Source organism: Rothia sp. SCPM-O-B-18226 (M350), from assembly GCF_058213595.1.
This window is the reverse complement of record NZ_JBYQJS010000004.1, coordinates 98,164-114,332: the sequence shown is the minus strand read 5'-3', so window position 1 is coordinate 114,332 and position 16,169 is coordinate 98,164. Positions and strand designations below refer to the sequence as shown.

Sequence of the window (16,169 nt, the reverse complement as noted above, 5' to 3'; positions counted from 1 at the left end):
ATCTCTCCCATCGGTAGCTGGCATTAGCACCCTTGCTCGCGCTGCCTACTCGTGTGTGCAGATGCGCGAGGGGGTTGCTGCGACGTCATGGAGCCAGGTCTCTCGGTCGCTCTGGATGGTTTGCCTTCTTAGTAAAGCGCGCCGCGGGGCCCGATGCAAAGGTTCCCGTCATAAAAGGCACACTGTGTAGCGCTTCGTAATATAACGACACATTAAGAACCCCGCCCCGCGCTCACTACTGTGGGGCGCGGGGCGGGGCACATCATCATCATTCAGTAGGCGACAGGTTTCCCCGCCGACTTCTTTTTCCTGCGCGTCACGATGACTGACGCGCGGACATCTCTCCTGAAAACTCAGCGTGTGCTGAGCGTTGTGTTTAGCTGCCGGTGGCGCTAGTTACTGGGGTACTTTGCCTTGACCCAGCGCTCAAACAGGCCGACGAGGGCGTCCGTAATCTTGCCCAGGATGGCCAGCGCCACGATGGCGAGCAGCAGGCGGTCGGTGCGGCCGTTGTTCTGCGAGTCGGTCAGCAGGTAACCCAGGCCCATGGAGGCGCCCAGCAGCTCGGCGGCGACCAGGAACAGCCACGCCTGAGCGAGCGCGAGGCGCAGACCCGAGATGACGGCGGGCAGAACCGCGGGAAGCTGAACCGTGGTGAACAGGCGCAGGCCCTTCAGGCCGAAGGCGCGGGCCATCTCCACGAGCTTGGGGTCCACGTGGGCGAGGGCTGCGGAAACCGTGGTGTACACGGGGAAGAACGCGCCGATGGCCACGAGGGTCACCTTCGAGTTCTCGCCGATACCAATCCACAGCAGAAGCAGCGGGACCCACGCTAGTGAGGGGACCGCGCGCAGAGCGCCGATGGTCGGGGCGACGAACACGCGCACCGGGGCCGACAAGCCAATCAGCGATCCCAGCACCAGGCCGAGTACCGCGCCGATGCCGAAGCCAATCAGCACACGCTGGGTCGAAATCGCGACGTGCTTGGCCAGCTCACCGCGCTGCGCCAGCTCGATACCGGCGCCCACCACACGGTCGGGGGAGGGCAGCTGGACCTGCGTGAACACGCCGTTGGTGCTCAGAATATACCAGAGCGCAATGAGCGCCAGGGGCAGGATCAGGCCCAGGTACTGCTTGCCGGCGAAGGGGTTCGAGGGAAGCTTCGGCGTCGGGAGCTTGGCCGCGCTCTCCTGCGCGGGGGCAATGGTTGCGGCGCTCATTACTTCTCCACCGCCTTGGCAATCTTCTCGACTGCGGCGCTGTCAGCCTTCTTCGCGAACTGGTCGTCCACGATGCTGTTCAGGGCCTTGTCCACGTCGGACTGGGAGGGGACGTCGCCGGACTCGACCAGAATCGGGCCAACGCCCTTGAGTACCTCAACCTGCTTGGCGCCCGGAACCGGGTCGATGTCCAGGTGGGTGCGGTCCATGACGACCTGGGCGGTCTCGTGCTTAATGCCGGACTCTTCCTCCACGATCTTCACGGCCTCTTCGGGGTTCTTCTTGGCCCAGGCGCGAGCGTACTCGTACACGTCCACGATGACCTGCGCGGCGGTCGGGTTGGACTGAATGAACTTCTCGGTGGCGTTCAGGAAGCCGTAGGTGTTGAAGTCCAGGTTGCGGTAGAAGAGCACGTCGCCGCTCTCCACCTCGGCGGCAGCCATAATCGGGTCCAGACCGCTCCACGCGTTGACCTGGCCGTTGTCCAGGGCGGTGCGGCCGTCGGCGTGCTGCAGGTTCTGAATGTTCACGTCGGAGGCGGAAACGCCGGCCTGCTTGAGGGCCTGCAGGAGCAGGAAGTAGGGGTCGGTACCCTTGGTGACGGCCACGCTCTTACCCTTCAGGTCGGTGACCTTGGTGATGCCCGAGTCCTTGCGGGTGACGAGCGCCGACCACTCGGGCTGCGAGTAGAGGCTGATGACCTTGATGGGGGAGCCGTTCGCGCGGGCCAGCAGCGCCGCCGAGCCCGCGGTGGAGCCGACATCGATGTTGCCGCTGCGCAGCGCCTCGTTGGCCTTGTTCGAGCCGGCCGACTTGACCCACTCAACCTTCTTGCCCTCGGCGGACAGGGCGGTCTCGAGCCAGCCCTTCTTGCGGATAATCAGCGAGAGTGGGTTGTAGGTGGCGTAGTCAATGGTCACGGTGTCCTTGCCGCTGCCGGCTGCACCGGAGGCGTTGGAGGAGCCGGAACCCTCACCGGCGCAACCGCTGAGCAGGGTTGCGAAGGCGGCGGCTGCGGCCAGGGACTTGAGGGCGGTACGGCGAGACGGGGAGAAAGTCATGATGGTTCTTTTCGCTTCTGAAGATGATGATGTGATGAGATGGGGAGCGCGGCCCGCAGAATATAGCCAACCGGATATATGCCCTGGACAGCGCTAATACAGAGAGGGGTGGGGACGGCTTAGGCCGCGGCTTCCTCCACGCCGAGCTCGGCGAGCAGTTCGCTACGCAACGCGGTGATTTCTGCATCCGCGCGGTCGCGGGGGTGGGCACGGTCAACGGTCACGATGCGCTGAATGGTCGCGGGGCCCTCCGGGGTGTCCTTGCCGAGCACGATGACCCGATCGGAGAGGTAGAGCGCCTCCTCCACGTCGTGGGTGACCAGCAGGATCGTGGTCGGATCCTGACGGTGCACGTCCAGCAGCAGGTCCTGCATGTTGATGCGGGTCAGCGCGTCGAGGGCTCCGAAGGGTTCGTCGAGCAGCAGCACGCCGGGGGTGCGGGCGAGCGCTCGGGCCAGGGAGACGCGCTGCGCCATGCCGCCCGAAATTTCCTTGGGGCGGTGGTCGGCGTACTCGCTCAGGCCGACCAGGCTCAGCAGGCGGGTTACGGTCGCCTCGCCCTCGGCTTTCTTGGTGCCCTGCGGCAGTCCGAGCGCCACGTTGTTGGCGACGGTGCGCCAGGGGAGCAGGCGCGGTTCCTGAAAGCCGATAGCTACGCGGGGGTCGAGCCCGGTCACGGCCTTCTCGCCGATGCGCACGGTGCCGGCGGTGATGCGGTTCAGGCCGGCGGCTGCACGCAGGAGGGTGGACTTGCCGCATCCCGAGGAGCCAATTACCGAAATAATTTCGCCGGGTTCGGCGGTGAAGGTGACCTCGCGCAGAACCTCGTGGGTTCCGCCGGGTACCGCAAAGGACTGGCCAACGGCATCGAAGACGAGGGGCACTGCGGCACTGGATACGGCGTGCCGGTTCGCTGAGGATTCGGATGCGCCGGGAGTTACTGCACTGTTGAGTGTCATAGTCACTTCCATCGTTCCTGGCGTTAGCACCGGCGGTGGGGAAACCGCTATCGGTTGCTGCGACGTCGTGGAGCCAGGTCTCTCGGTCGCTCTGGATGGTTTGCTCTACTCACCCTATGGGCTGTGCCACGCCTCAATCAACCCGACGGGCGCGTATGAATTTCTATGACTCTTTATTTCGCATTTATCACGAAATATTTCGGTTCCGCGTCACAAAAATATTTTTTCGTCACAAACGTGCCCTCCCTCCCGCGCGCCCCGTACACTCAAACCACGAGATCATGAGTCCCGGCGCTAAGCTCTGGCTAGCCGGGCGGCAACCCTCTCCCGTAGCGGGGTGCCCCAGATGATGATCTGGCCTCAACGGAAAGAGGCAAGTACGGCGCGAACGCGCCACCTGCACGAAGGCCACCACCGAACGCAGAAGGCAAGAAGGAGGCGGCGCGCGGGGTGCAGGGTACAACCCGATCGTCCCCAATCATTCGCGAAAGGAAAATCGATGGCTGAGCAGAAGAAGCGCATCGTAGTTAACGCATTCGAGATGACCTGCATCGGTCACCAGAGCTTCGACCTCTGGCGTCACCCGCGCTCCCGCGCAACCGAGTACAACACCATCAAGTACTGGACTGACCTGGCTAAGACCCTTGAGCGCGGCCTGTTTGACGCCGTGTTCATCGCTGACGTGGTCGGCATCTACGACGTGTACAAGAACTCTGCCGCTCCCGCCATCGAGGGTGCCGCTCAGGTTCCCGTGAATGACCCCGCAACCCAGATTTCTGCAATGGCTGCAGTGACCGAGCACCTCGGCTTCGGCGTGACCGCTGCCGCTACTTTCGAGCAGCCCTACACCCTGGCTCGCCGCTACGCCTCCCTCGACCACCTCACCGAGGGCCGCGTCGGCTTCAACGTGGTGACTTCTTACCTGCCGTCGGCTGCTGAGAACCAGGGCCTGCCCACCCAGATCCCGCACGACGAGCGCTACGAAATCGCCGACGAGTTCCTGGACGTCTGCTACAAGCTGTGGGAAGGCTCCTGGGAAGACGGCGCAGTCATCAAGGACCGCGAGCGCGGCATCTACGCTGACCCCTCCAAGGTCCACCCGATTGGCCACAAGGGCAAGTACTTCTCCGTACCCGGCATCTCCCTGACCGAGCCGAGCCCGCAGCGCACCCCCGTGATCTTCCAGGCTGGCGCATCCAGCCGTGGCCAGCAGTTCTCCGGTAAGCACGCTGAGGCTGTGTTCATCAGCGCCCTGCGTCCCGACCTGACCCGCGTTGTGACCGACCGTATTCGCGCCGCTGCCGAGGAGCAGGGCCGTAGCCGCGACGACGTCAAGATCCTCGCAATGCTCTCCGTCATCGTGGATGAGACCGAAGAGAAGGCAAAGGCAAAGTACGAGGAGTACAAGAAGTACATCAACCTCGACTCTGCACAGGCTATCATCGGCGGCTGGTCCGGCGTTGACCTGTCCCAGTTCGACGAGGACGAGGTTCTGAACTACGTGCAGACCGAGTCGATTCAGTCCTTCCTGACCCCCTTCACCCTGCAGGCGAAGGACAAGAAGTGGACCCGCAAGGCCATCGCTGAGCACACCACCCTCGGCGGCATGGGCGATGTCATTGTTGGTGACCCGGTTCAGGTTGCTGACGAGCTCGAGCGCTGGATCGACGAGGGCGGCCTGGACGGCATCAACCTGGCGTACCACGTCTCCCCGGGCTCCTTCGAGGACTTCATCGAGTACGTTGTTCCCGAGCTGCAGAAGCGCGGCCGCTACCGCACCGAGTACGAGGGCAACACCCTGCGCGAGAACATCTTCGGCAAGGGCCACACCAAGGTCGCTGACTCCCACCCGGCCGCTAAGTACCGCGGCGCATACGTGGGCAAGCCTTCGGCTGCTGACACCCCGGCTCGCGCAATCGCTGAATAAGCGGTGCCGCTGATGCGAACCGTGTAGGTGCGCTCAAACTTAACGATTGAAAACAAGAACACCCGTTCTGCTGAGGACAGTGTCCCCGGCGGAACGGGTGTTTCTCTGCGCTGTGCCTTCTTGCCGCTGTGCTTTCTTGACGCGGGGCTTCCTTGGCGCGGCGCGTTCCCTATACTGGTTGGCATGACTGAACTGAATCATGACGACCGCTGCCCCTGCTCGAGCGGCGAGGTGTACGGCGCCTGCTGCGGCAGGTTCCTGGGCGAGTTTGCCGCCTCCGGAACGCTGACCGCCCCCGCGCCGGAGCAGCTGATGCGCTCGCGTTTTACCGCCTTTGCGATTGGCGATGCGGCGTACCTGTTGGCGAGCTGGCATCCGAGTACCCGCCCGAGCACCCTGGAGCTGGAGGATGATATCCGCTGGTACCGCCTGGATATTCTGGGCTCTTCGGGCGGCCCCTTTGACGCCTCCGGCACGGTGGAGTTCGTTGCGTATTACCGGTCGGTGCCGGGCACCCCTGCGGAGGAGCGGGTGAAGGGCAGCATGCACGAGCTGTCGCGCTTTGAGAAGGTGGGCGGCGCCTGGTTCTACGTGGATGGAGACGTCCGCTAAATCTCGTAACTTTCCCTGCCTCTCGTACATGCTGAGTGCGGGTGGGCAGATAAAGAAATGGCAGAATCATTCCGAAACCGGAACGATTCTGCCATTCTTCGTATATGCCCCCTCAAAGAGGCGATTATCGGGAGTTAGCGGACTTAGCTAGTCCAGCCGTTAATGATGCCCATACCGAAGTAGATTACGAACACCGCGGAGACCAGGTACATCAGCCAGTGCACGTCCTTACCGCGGCCCTGCACCAGGCGAATGAAAGTGTACGCCACGAAGCCGGCACCAATACCGTTCGCAATCGAGTACGACAGCGGCATGAAAATAATGGTCAAGAACGCCGGAATACCCAGACCCCAGTCGGTCCAGTCAATATTCACGGCCTGGCGAATCATCAGGAAACCAACCACGACCAGCGCCGGAGCAACCGCCTCGAAAGGAACGATGGTGACCAGCGGCGAAATGAAAATCGCCAGCAGGAACAGCACACCGGTCACAATGTTCGCAAAGCCGGTGCGTGCACCCGCACCAATACCGGTAGCGGACTCCACGAAAATCTGGTTCGCCGAACCGGACGCGCCACCACCAACAACGGAACCGAAAGCGTCCACGAGCAGGACCTTGTCAATGTCCTCAACCTTGCCGTCCTTCATCGTGCCAGCCTCGGCGGCAAGACCAACCGAAACGCCCATCGCGTCGAAGAACACGGACAGCAGAATGGTGAACACCAGCAGCGATGCGGCCAGCGGGCCGATGTGGGTGAACGCGCCGAACAGGTCAGCGGAACCGATGAGGGAGAAGTTCGGGGTGGTGAACTTCATGTCCGCCAGGGAGGGCACGTTCAGGGACCAGCCAGTTGCCGACTCCTTCACGGAACCGGAGGGGACGACCGCCTCCAGAATCAGGGACAGCGCGGTGGAGGCGAGCACGCCCCACAGGATCGCGCCCTTCACGTTACGGATGAACAGGGCGATGGTGAAGAACAGGCCGAAGAGGAAGACGAGGGTGGGCCAGCCGAGCAGGTGACCGCCCGCGCCGAGGCTCACCGGAACGGTGGTGCCAGCTGCGTCAGGCATGCGGCGGATAATGCCGGAGTCGACCAGACCGATAAAGGAAATGAAGAAGCCGATACCGACCACAATCGCGGTCTTGAGCGACTCGGGGACCGCCTCAAACACCGCGGTACGGAAGCCGGTGAGCACCAGAACGGTCATGATCAGACCGGCGAGAACGACCAGGCCCATGATGTCTGCCCAGGTCAGGTTCGGGGTGGTGGCAATGGTGGAGGCGAGCAGTGCATTCACGCCCAGGCCAGCCGCCATGGCGAAAGGCTGCTTGGCGATAACACCCATGAGGATGGTCATCACGCCGGCAACCAGCGCGGTCACAGCCGCGACGGGTGCGATGCCGAGGGTGCGTTCGGAGGCGTCGGCACCGGTACCGATGACGAGGGGGTTCAGCACCACGATGTAGCTCATGGCGAAGAATGCGGCGAGGCCGCCGCGGAATTCTGCGGCGATGGAGGAGCCACGCTCGGAAATCTTGAAGTAGCGGTCGAGCGCACCGGTGGGTGCGGTCGCCTTCTGAGGTTCAGACATGTGAGGATCCGTTGATGTTGTTCGGTGTGTACTGTTGCGCCGCCGGTTTCGCCGAAGCTCGCGGGCTAGGGCCATAACCGGGCGTCACAATGGTTCAACCATTGTAGGCGCCGCCGAGCGGCTCGTGCCGTTGAAACGCGTTGTGTGCGACGGTTCAGTCGGTGATGTGGTGTTTCCCCGGCCCCAGCTAAATAGCCAGAATCGGCAACCGGGGTAGAGGGGAGAATAGCCCAGGGCGGGGCGCCGACACTCGAAGGTGCCGGTACCCCGCCCTGCCGGTGCCCGCCTCCATGTGCGGAGGCGGGCATCCGATGTGTTTAGTGCATCCAGCCGGTAATCAGGCCGTTAGCGAAGAAGATGAGGAACACTGCGGAAACCACGTACATGAGCCAGTGAACTTCCTTGCCGCGGCCCTGCACCAGGCGGATGAAGACGTAGGACAGGAAGCCTGCGCCGATACCGTCCGCGATGGAGTAGGACAGAGGCATGAAGATGATGGTCATGAACGCGGGGATACCCAGGCCCCAGTCGGTCCACTCGATGTTCACTGCCTGGCGAATCATCAGGAAGCCGACGAACACCATTGCGGGTGCAACAGCTTCGAAGGGCACGATGGTGACCAGGGGGGTCAGGAAGATCGCGACGAGGAACAGTACGCCGGTGACGATGTTTGCGAAGCCGGTGCGTGCGCCTGCGCCGATACCGGTTGCGGACTCCACGAAGATCTGGCTCGAGGAGGAGGAGGTGCCACCGCCGGCTACGGAGCCGAGGGCGTCCACGAGCAGGACCTTGTCGACGTTCTCGATCTGGCCGTCCTTGATGGTGCCTGCCTCGGTTGCGAGACCGACGGAGGTGCCCATTGCGTCGAAGAAGGCGGAAATCAGGATGGTGAAGATCAGCAGAACGGCTGCCATGCCGCCGAGGGTGCCGAAGGCGCTGAACAGGTCAGCGGAACCGAACAGCGAGAAGTCGGGCAGCTTGCTGGTGCTGGAATCCCAAACGGGGACGTTCAGGGACCAACCGGTGGGGGACTTAACCGAGCTGCCGGAGGGCACGACCTGCTCCAGGATGATGGAGAGGGCGGTGGAGGCAATCACGCCGTAGAGGATTGCACCCTTCACGTTGCGAATGAACAGCGCAATGGTGAGGAACAGGCCGAAGAGGAAGACCAGGGTGGGCCAGCCGAGCAGGTGGCCGCTCACGCCGAAGGAGACGGGCACGGTGGTGCCGGCTGCGTCGGGCATGCGGCGGATGATACCCGCGTTAACGAGGCCGATGAAGGCGATGAAGAAACCGATACCGACGACGATTGCGACCTTGAGCGATTCGGGGACCGCGTTGAACACCGCGGTGCGGAAGCCGGTCAGCACGAGGATGGTCATCAGCACACCCGCCCAGACGACCAGACCCATGATGGCGGGCCAGGTCAGTCCGTGGGTGGAGGCGATGGTGGTTGCCAGCAGCGCGTTCACGCCGAGGCCTGCGGCCATGGCGAAGGGCTGCTTGGCGACGACGCCCATGAGGATGGTCATGACACCTGCGACCAGTGCGGTCATTGCGGCGACCTGCGGCACGCCGAGCGTGTTGCCGGATGCGTCCTTGCCGAGGCCGATGATGAGGGGGTTCAGCACGACGATGTAGCTCATCGCGAAGAAGGTGGCGAGGCCGCCTCGGAATTCTGCGCCGAGGGTGGAGCCACGTTCGCTGATCTTGAAGTAACGGTCCAGTGCGCCCTTGGCTTCTGCCTTGGGGTTCTGGGGAGCCGCGGTGTTCTCAGAAGACATTCGTGAAAATCCGTAGATACTCTTAGTAGGGGCGGGCGCCGGGGTTCCGAGCCCGCATAAGAAAAGCGTCACGTCCCGCAAAGTGGGGATGTGACGCTGTTGTTACCACGATATTTTACGGCTAAAGGTATTTTCTTCGCTAGTTCAGCAAACTTTCAGGTAGTTTTCAGCCGTTGGAACCGCTCTCGGAGCCCTTCTCACGGTGCCTGCGAGGTTGTCGAGGGAGGATGCGTCATAGAGGTAGTTATCTCTCGCCCCTGCGCGAACATCAACGAATTATTAGGTTAGTGAACCCTAACCGCCTGTTATATTTCGAAGTGAAATAACGTGTCGCCGGATGCCAGGTTCAGTGTGGTGAGCCTTTTTCGGCATAGATGAGAAGGAGTCCACCGTGGCTGAAACTCCCCAGGAAAACACTGCTGCCCCCACTGAAAACCAGTCTGTTGAAAACCAGTCTGTCGAGAACTACCCCGCCGCAGAATCCCTGCCGGTACGCCAGCGCGCCGTTGTCGCAACCGACCGACCCGCACGCTACATCAAGCAGCTCGGCTCCCACATGGGCCGCAAGCTCAGCACCGCAGAACTGCCCGACGGCCTGCGCCTCACCTTCAACCGCGACGGCATTTTCCGCGGCTACGGTGACCTGCGCGAAACCGACGGCGCACTCGTCATGGAGGTGCGCGCCGAAAGCGACGAGCAGGCTGCCCACCTGGCGGATGTGCTGGACCGCCACCTGGTCCGCTTCGGTGAGCGTGACGAACTGGTCGTGACCTTCGAGGCGGTACCCGCCTCCTAGCAACCGACCCCCTAGTCTTCGTTACCCTGCCCCGCCCTCCTGCACCTCGGAGGGCGGGACGGTTTTCTGTGCGGAGCGGCTCACCCGCAACCCGTCCCGCGGTTCTCCACCGAGGCCAGATTAGGTGATAGAAAATTATCCTATTTGCTGAGCTTGTCCCCTTTTCCCCGTAAAGGGGCGCTCCTGCCCGGTAAAATAGGCACGAAGTGAACACTAAGCTCACCGCGCCTTCACGCCGTACCTGGCGTTTGCCGGTGAACTTTGAAAGGAAGATATTCGTGTCTGAAGCAGCACGCCCCCTGCGCGTCGCCGTTATCGGTGCAGGTCCCGCCGGTATTTACACCGCCGACATCCTCACCAAATCCGAAGAGGTCCGCACCGGCGCCGTTGAGGTCGCCATCGACATCTTCGACCGCTACCCCGCCCCCTTCGGCCTGATTCGTTACGGTGTGGCACCGGATCACCCCCGCATCAAGGGCATCATCACCGCACTGCACAAGGTCCTGGACCGCGGCGACATCCGTTTCTTCGGTAACGTCGAGTACGGTAAGGATCTAACCCTCGCCGACCTGCGCGAGCACTACGACGCCATTATCTTCGCGACCGGCGCCATCCACGACGCAGCGCTGAACATTGAGGGTATCGACCTGGACGGCTCCTACGGTGCAGCCGACTTCGTCTCCTGGTACGACGGCCACCCCGACTACCCCCGCACCTGGCCGCTCGAAGCTGAGCAGGTTGCGGTGCTCGGTAACGGCAACGTCGCCCTGGACGTCTCCCGCATCCTCTCCAAGCACGCTGACGACCTGCTCGTCACCGAAATCCCCGACAACGTCTACGAGGGTCTGAAGGCTTCCCCCGTGACCGACGTGCACGTCTTCGGTCGCCGCGGCCCCGCACAGATGAAGTTCACCCCGCTCGAGCTGCGCGAACTCGCGCACTCCCGCGACGTGGACATCGTCCTGTACGAGGAAGACTTCCAGTTCGACGAGGCTTCCGAGGAAGCCATGGAGAAGAACGCGCAGACCAAGGTCATGATGAAGACCCTGCGCGGCTGGCTGGAAGACCAGAAGAACAACGAGCAGACCGCATCCCGCCGCCTGCACCTGCACTTCCTGCAGTCCCCGCACGAGATTCTCGGCGAAGGCGGCAAGGTCGTGGGTCTGCGCATGGAGCGCAACAAACTGGACGGCAAGGGCGGCATCATCGGCACCGGCGAGTACGTGGATTACCCCGTGCAGGCCGTCTACCGCGCCATCGGCTACTTTGGTTCCGAGCTGCCCGAGGTCGGTTACGACAGTAAGCGCGGTGTGGTCACCAACGTTGAGGGTCGCGTCGTGGACGAGAATGGCGAGGTTGTTCCCGGCCTGTACGCAACCGGCTGGATCAAGCGCGGCCCCGTGGGCCTAATCGGCTCCACCAAGTCTGACGCACTCGAGACCATTACCCACCTGCTCGAGGACCGCGAGAACCTCTACACCGCGCCCGAGCCGGACGCCGAAACCTTCAGCGCCTGCCTGGATTCCAAAGGCATCAAGTACACCACCTGGGAAGGCTGGCACCGCCTGGACGACCACGAGAAGGCACTGGGCGCAGCATCCAAGGACGCTGCCGGTGAGCCTCGCGCTCGCGTGAAGGTTGTGGACCGCGACGAGATGATTAACATCTCTCGTGGCGAGTAATCCTCGCGTTTAGAACGTAGAGCGTAGAAATCGACCCCGCACCGTGAGCCGGTGCGGGGTCGATTTTTGTCTCTGCAGGGATGCGGGGGAGGTTAAAGAAAACCCACCCCGCATCATGAGGTAATGCGGGGTGGGCGGGGTAGGTGCCGAAGACACTCGAGGACATACCCTCCGGCTACCCTGAACGCGCGGCGAACCCATGCAGTGGCTCCACGTGCGGCGCGTCCTCTAACGGGGTCTAGAAAGCTAAAGAAACACCAAGATTAGCTCTCTAAACAAGCACGCGGTCCTACGGTGTGTAGACCGCGCACACTTATTCAAACCTGGGATGCTACTGGCGGCGCGGCATGATCGACGCGCTCAGCGAGCTAGGGACACAGTTGGAGGATCCAGGGTTGCATGCTTCGTACGGGATGGTGCCCGTGCCCGTCACGCGGTGATTCGTGGCAGGCGTTGCTGCTGACGCTGGATCCCCCATTAGATCTCTATGCGGTTTATCGGTAAATAATGTGCGGCGACTTTCGTCATTGGGACTTATCGGAAGCAGTCCCGTGAGGTCCGGAAGTAATCTCACGTCTCCTATAGTACGGTGCTCAAAGAGGGGGCTTCAAGCAATATAGGGGGCTATTTCGGGACGGATATTATCTCGCCTTGTCAATCGCTGGAGGTTTATCAAATCTTTATATTTGTGTGTCGTCATAAATCTCAATTTAAGTGCACGGCTATAAAAATATGCCTCTGACAAGCCGGTTTATTGTATTCCCTGGAGTGAATATTTGCATTATGGTGCACACTGTGAGGCAAGAGACGTAAATTTCTACCAAAAGTGCATTTTCACTCGGTGCATTGTTGGATGGATACTTGATATGCGCGACGGGTAAACCGCCATTTTTATTTAATATGCACAAAGTGCATTTTTGGTAAATGTCAAAAAGAATAAAAGTAATCCGGGTTCGCCCCGCAAATAGGGGAATATCGGTGGGGGTCTTTCGGTGGCATCGGGGGCACGGGATTGCGCGGGGGCCGAGACGATCGGGACGGTGGGGATTTTGGGTTTGCGCGAGCTCTCGCCGGCTCCTTTCTCTAGCTTTCCTGGGTTCCTCTTGCTGGCCCCTCCGCGAGTTCACGACAGGGGAGCGCATCTTCTCGGGGTTTCTAGTTCGGGATGTCGGAGAAAGGACAATGCCGACCTCTTTGCGGAGAGTCGTTGGGGACAATTTGAGGGTGGTTTGGGAAGTGGGGAGGGGGTTTGCAACCTCAAAAGTGCACTCAAGAGGGGTTTTTGAAGAAAATTTAAAATTTTTTTGATATCTGCTTAATCCTTTCTGACCTGTTGGAATGATGGTGTCATGGGGCATAAATACCTGCATTTCGGCCTTGAAAACACCCAAAATCGAACAAAACGATTTGCGCACCTTTTTGAACCTGGCGTAGACTAGTGGAGGTTCGAACGACGGGATGAACAAAGAACCTGTTCGATCGACTAGGCCCCCATCGTCTAGCGGCCTAGGACGCCGCCCTTTCACGGCGGTAGCACGGGTTCAAATCCCGTTGGGGGTACTTGCAAATCACCTCGATTTGCAAAGCCAAGTTAGATGACGTAGGATTTACTCCTGTTGATTCCAACAAGGCCCCGTAGCGCAGTTGGTTAGCGCGCCGCCCTGTCACGGCGGAGGTCGCGGGTTCAAGTCCCGTCGGGGTCGCTCTGGCCGCGTAATTTCAGATGAGAGATCATCGAAAGACGCGGTCATTGCGTATCTAAAACAAAATACGCAAGGCTCTGTAGCTCAGTTGGTAGAGCGTACGACTGAAAATCGTAAGGTCACCGGATCGACGCCGGTCGGAGCCACGAAATCCGCCTCCAGGCTTCTACAGTGGGGCGGGTTTTGTTTTTAAAAAACTTTGCGGTTGCAATACTGCAAAACCGTCGAAAAGGCGGCATCTTGGGAATAAAACCCTGAGATGCTGCCTTCTTCTATACAGTACGGACCCACCGCACTGCTGCGGATAGCTCCTGTAGATAGCTCCGCGCCGGAACCTAACCGGGTAATTCCTGCGCACAGGCACACACATACACGATGGCCAGCAGAAAGGATCACTGCACCCATGACCGCTCAGAATCCCAGCTCACAGCCTCCGGAGAGCTCACCTCAGATTCCGAGCTCACCCCAAATTCCGTGGGCAAAAAATTCTGCCGCTGACAGCAACCCCGCAGGCGGAATCCGCTTCGAGAACATCACCAAGAACTACCCGAGCCGAACCGGCGAACCCACCACGGTGCTGCAGAACCTGAACCTGTATATTCCCGCCGGGCAGATTACCGTGTTCGTCGGCCCCTCCGGCTGCGGTAAAACCACTAGTCTACGCATGATTAACCGCATGGTGGAGCCCAATAGCGGCACCATCACCATTGACGGCGTGAACGTGCACGAGAAGAACCCCTACGAGCTGCGCCGCGGCATTGGCTACGTGATGCAGCAGGGTGGGCTCATGCCGCACCGCACCGTCGCGCAGAATATTGCCACCGTGCCGCGCCTGCTCGGCGCCTCCCGCAAGGAGGCGCAGGTTCGCGCCCTCGAACTGCTTGAGGTCGTCGGTCTGGATTCTTCGTACGCCAAGCGCTACCCCTCCCAGCTTTCGGGCGGTCAGGTGCAGCGCGTTGGTGTGGCGCGTGCTCTCGCCGCCGATGCACCCGTCCTGCTGATGGACGAGCCGTTCTCCGCGGTGGATCCCGTGGTGCGCACCGGCCTGCAGAAAGAGCTGCTGCGCCTACAGGCTCGCCTCGCCAAGACGATTGTGTTCGTCACCCACGACATTGACGAGGCGCTCCTGCTCGGCGATACAATCGCTGTCTTCGCGGAGGGCGGTCGCCTCGCGCAGTTCGGCACTCCCGAAGAGATTCTGTACAGCCCCGCCGATGATTTTGTGCGCTCCTTCGTGAGCCGCTCCGTTGCCGGTCTGCTGGATGAGCAGACGGTGCGCCAGGCGCGTGCACGCCGACTTGCCGCCTCCCGAGAAGAGCAGAATAGCGCGGCAGAAGGCGAGAAAAGCGAATGAGTCTTCTAGAAAATAGTGTGCTGGCGGCGCCACCTCTCGCCGCGCAGCCCCTAGTGGCATCACCCCTGGCGGCAAGCGACATGCATTGGGAGTGGGTCGCCACCAACAGCCAGCGCATCCTCGAGCTGACCCTCAGCCACCTCTACCAGGGCGTCGTACCCGTCGCGATTGGTGCTCTCGTCGCGCTGCCGGTCGCCTACTACGCGAGCCGTCGCCGTGACCGCGGTTCCGAACGCCGCATCGGTGCGCGAACCCTCATGCACCTCTCCTCACTGCTGTACACCATCCCCTCGATCGCGCTGTTCGTGCTCATGCCGCTCATTCTGGGAACCTCCATTATTTCCCCGCTGAACGTGCTTGTTGCCCTGAGCGTCTACTCCTTCTCGCTCATGGTGCGCTCCGGTGTGGATGCCTTCGACTCCGTACCCGATAGCGTGCACGAATCTGCACGGGCCCTCGGATACACGCCCCGACAGGCGCTGATGGAACTCTACCTGCCCCTCGCCCTACCCGTCATCATGGCGGGAATCCGCGTGGCAACCGTGGCAAATATTGCGATGGTGTCCGTGGGTGCCCTCATCGGTGTGCCCTCGCTCGGTACGCTCTTCACCGACGGCCTCGCGCGCAATATCCCTTCGGAGATCCTGGCTGGCGTAATCCTCAGCCTGCTGTTGGCACTGGTCCTCGACCTGCTCCTTATCCTTCTGACGAGGGCACTTACGCCCTGGCAGGTGGCTACGGTTGCGAACCGCTGCAGCCCCGAAAGGAAGGCATAACCCGTGAACGTCATAGAACGAACCTTCGCCTACCTCATGGACGGCGCCAACTGGCAGGGAAGCACCGGAATTCTCGTGCGCCTGCTCGAACACCTAAGCGTCACCGCCCTCGCCACCGCCTGCGCGGCACTCATTGTGGTGCCTCTCGGTCTCTGGGCTGGGCACCACCGCCCGGGTTACGGCACCAACCGCGGCCGCAGCAACCTGCTCATGAGCACCGTTGCCGCCACCCGTGCGCTGCCCGCGCTCGGTCTGCTCACCATCCTGGCACTCTGGCTGGGTGTCTCGACCCTGCCCTCCCTCATCGTGCTCATTATTATTGCGGCGGCACCCCTGCTCGCCGGAGTTCTCGAAGGCCTCGCCGCCGTACCGGAAGACCTCGTGGACGCAGCCCGCGCCCAAGGCCTCACCGAATGGCAGATTCTGACCCGCCTCGAAATCCCGCTCGCCGCCAACATGATACTCGGCGGGCTCCGCTCCGCACTCGTGCAGGTCATTGCAACCGCGACTATCGTCGCCTATCTGAGCGGCGGAACCCTCGGCAGGTACCTCTTCGACGGGCTCGCCGTGCGCGATTACCCGCGTATGCTCGTCGCAACCCTGCTCGTGGCGCTTCTCGCCTTCGCCGTGGACGCGCTCATGGGTCTTGTTCAGCGTGCGCTCACCCCCGCGGGGCTCACCATCAACCGGAAGAAGGCATGAA

At 61.6% G+C, this 16,169-nt stretch carries 12 protein-coding genes, 3 tRNA genes and 3 riboswitches; of the genes, 10 read left to right on the top strand and 5 right to left on the bottom strand.

The annotated features are described in order from the left end of the window. Positions 1–4 precede the first annotated feature (4 nt). A riboswitch (SAM riboswitch) is annotated at positions 5–122 on the bottom strand. 270 nt (positions 123–392) lie between these two features. The 3 genes from AC3E6W_RS07315 to AC3E6W_RS07305 form a co-directional block, all read right to left on the bottom strand. After that, entirely contained in the window at positions 393–1,220 is an 828-nt protein-coding gene (locus AC3E6W_RS07315) for an ABC transporter permease (RefSeq protein ID WP_049333929.1), read from the bottom strand. After that, positions 1,220–2,281 (bottom strand): aliphatic sulfonate ABC transporter substrate-binding protein, encoded by a 1,062-nt coding sequence (locus tag AC3E6W_RS07310; protein WP_371556204.1) that lies wholly within the window; start codon positions 2,279–2,281, stop codon positions 1,220–1,222. The genes AC3E6W_RS07315 and AC3E6W_RS07310 overlap by 1 nt, the downstream gene beginning before the upstream one ends. A gap of 119 nt (positions 2,282–2,400) precedes the next feature. Beyond that, complete coding sequence (locus AC3E6W_RS07305) at positions 2,401–3,240, bottom strand: ABC transporter ATP-binding protein (protein WP_306540152.1); 840 nt, start codon at positions 3,238–3,240, stop codon at positions 2,401–2,403. Between the two features lie 5 nt (positions 3,241–3,245). After that, positions 3,246–3,342, bottom strand: a riboswitch (SAM riboswitch). Positions 3,343–3,517: 175 nt separating this feature from the next. Further along, positions 3,518–3,626: riboswitch (SAM riboswitch) on the top strand. A gap of 113 nt (positions 3,627–3,739) precedes the next feature. Between AC3E6W_RS07305 and AC3E6W_RS07300 the strand changes: the two genes are divergently transcribed. After that, complete coding sequence (locus tag AC3E6W_RS07300) at positions 3,740–5,167, top strand: LLM class flavin-dependent oxidoreductase (protein ID WP_049327388.1); 1,428 nt, start codon at positions 3,740–3,742, stop codon at positions 5,165–5,167. A gap of 183 nt (positions 5,168–5,350) precedes the next feature. Then, complete coding sequence (locus AC3E6W_RS07295) at positions 5,351–5,779, top strand: YchJ family protein (RefSeq protein WP_314081279.1); 429 nt, start codon at positions 5,351–5,353, stop codon at positions 5,777–5,779. Between the two features lie 143 nt (positions 5,780–5,922). Here AC3E6W_RS07295 and AC3E6W_RS07290 read toward each other — a convergent pair whose 3' ends face one another. After that, a complete protein-coding gene (locus tag AC3E6W_RS07290) occupies positions 5,923–7,371 on the bottom strand; it encodes an NCS2 family permease (protein WP_490652725.1) in 1,449 nt (482 codons plus the stop codon). Positions 7,372–7,688: 317 nt separating this feature from the next. Beyond that, positions 7,689–9,155, bottom strand: coding sequence for an NCS2 family permease (locus tag AC3E6W_RS07285; protein ID WP_294646779.1), 1,467 nt, complete (start codon positions 9,153–9,155; stop codon positions 7,689–7,691). 391 nt (positions 9,156–9,546) lie between these two features. Between AC3E6W_RS07285 and AC3E6W_RS07280 the strand changes: the two genes are divergently transcribed. From AC3E6W_RS07280 to AC3E6W_RS07245, 8 genes are all read left to right on the top strand, one after another. Continuing rightward, a complete protein-coding gene (locus AC3E6W_RS07280; protein WP_490652724.1) occupies positions 9,547–9,951 on the top strand; it encodes a DUF2218 domain-containing protein in 405 nt (134 codons plus the stop codon). A gap of 278 nt (positions 9,952–10,229) precedes the next feature. Beyond that, positions 10,230–11,633: an FAD-dependent oxidoreductase gene (locus AC3E6W_RS07275; RefSeq protein WP_490652723.1), complete on the top strand. Its 1,404-nt coding sequence runs from the start codon at positions 10,230–10,232 to the stop codon at positions 11,631–11,633. A gap of 1,487 nt (positions 11,634–13,120) precedes the next feature. Next, positions 13,121–13,193: transfer RNA gene (locus AC3E6W_RS07270), tRNA-Glu, on the top strand. Positions 13,194–13,262: 69 nt separating this feature from the next. Next, positions 13,263–13,336, top strand: a tRNA-Asp gene (locus AC3E6W_RS07265). 73 nt (positions 13,337–13,409) lie between these two features. Continuing rightward, a tRNA-Phe gene (locus AC3E6W_RS07260) sits at positions 13,410–13,482 on the top strand. A gap of 257 nt (positions 13,483–13,739) precedes the next feature. Then, positions 13,740–14,690, top strand: a complete 951-nt coding sequence (locus AC3E6W_RS07255; RefSeq protein WP_490652722.1) for an ABC transporter ATP-binding protein — start codon at positions 13,740–13,742, stop codon at positions 14,688–14,690. Continuing rightward, positions 14,687–15,466, top strand: a complete 780-nt coding sequence (locus AC3E6W_RS07250; RefSeq protein WP_490652721.1) for an ABC transporter permease — start codon at positions 14,687–14,689, stop codon at positions 15,464–15,466. The genes AC3E6W_RS07255 and AC3E6W_RS07250 overlap by 4 nt, the downstream gene beginning before the upstream one ends. A 3-nt stretch (positions 15,467–15,469) precedes the next feature. Further along, positions 15,470–16,168 (top strand): ABC transporter permease, encoded by a 699-nt coding sequence (locus AC3E6W_RS07245; protein WP_490652720.1) that lies wholly within the window; start codon positions 15,470–15,472, stop codon positions 16,166–16,168. Position 16,169: the final 1 nt, after the last annotated feature.

Bases quoted from the DNA above. Each gene is read 5' to 3' on its own strand.
- AC3E6W_RS07315 (WP_049333929.1), bottom strand. From the start codon at position 1,220: ATGAGCGCCGCAACCATTGCCCCCGCGCAGGAGAGCGCGGCCAAGCTC.
- AC3E6W_RS07310 (WP_371556204.1), bottom strand. From the start codon at position 2,281: ATGACTTTCTCCCCGTCTCGCCGTACCGCCCTCAAGTCCCTGGCCGCA.
- AC3E6W_RS07305 (WP_306540152.1), bottom strand. From the start codon at position 3,240: ATGACACTCAACAGTGCAGTAACTCCCGGCGCATCCGAATCCTCAGCG.
- AC3E6W_RS07300 (WP_049327388.1), top strand. From the start codon at position 3,740: ATGGCTGAGCAGAAGAAGCGCATCGTAGTTAACGCATTCGAGATGACC.
- AC3E6W_RS07295 (WP_314081279.1), top strand. From the start codon at position 5,351: ATGACTGAACTGAATCATGACGACCGCTGCCCCTGCTCGAGCGGCGAG.
- AC3E6W_RS07290 (WP_490652725.1), bottom strand. From the start codon at position 7,371: ATGTCTGAACCTCAGAAGGCGACCGCACCCACCGGTGCGCTCGACCGC.
- AC3E6W_RS07285 (WP_294646779.1), bottom strand. From the start codon at position 9,155: ATGTCTTCTGAGAACACCGCGGCTCCCCAGAACCCCAAGGCAGAAGCC.
- AC3E6W_RS07255 (WP_490652722.1), top strand. From the start codon at position 13,740: ATGACCGCTCAGAATCCCAGCTCACAGCCTCCGGAGAGCTCACCTCAG.
- AC3E6W_RS07250 (WP_490652721.1), top strand. From the start codon at position 14,687: ATGAGTCTTCTAGAAAATAGTGTGCTGGCGGCGCCACCTCTCGCCGCG.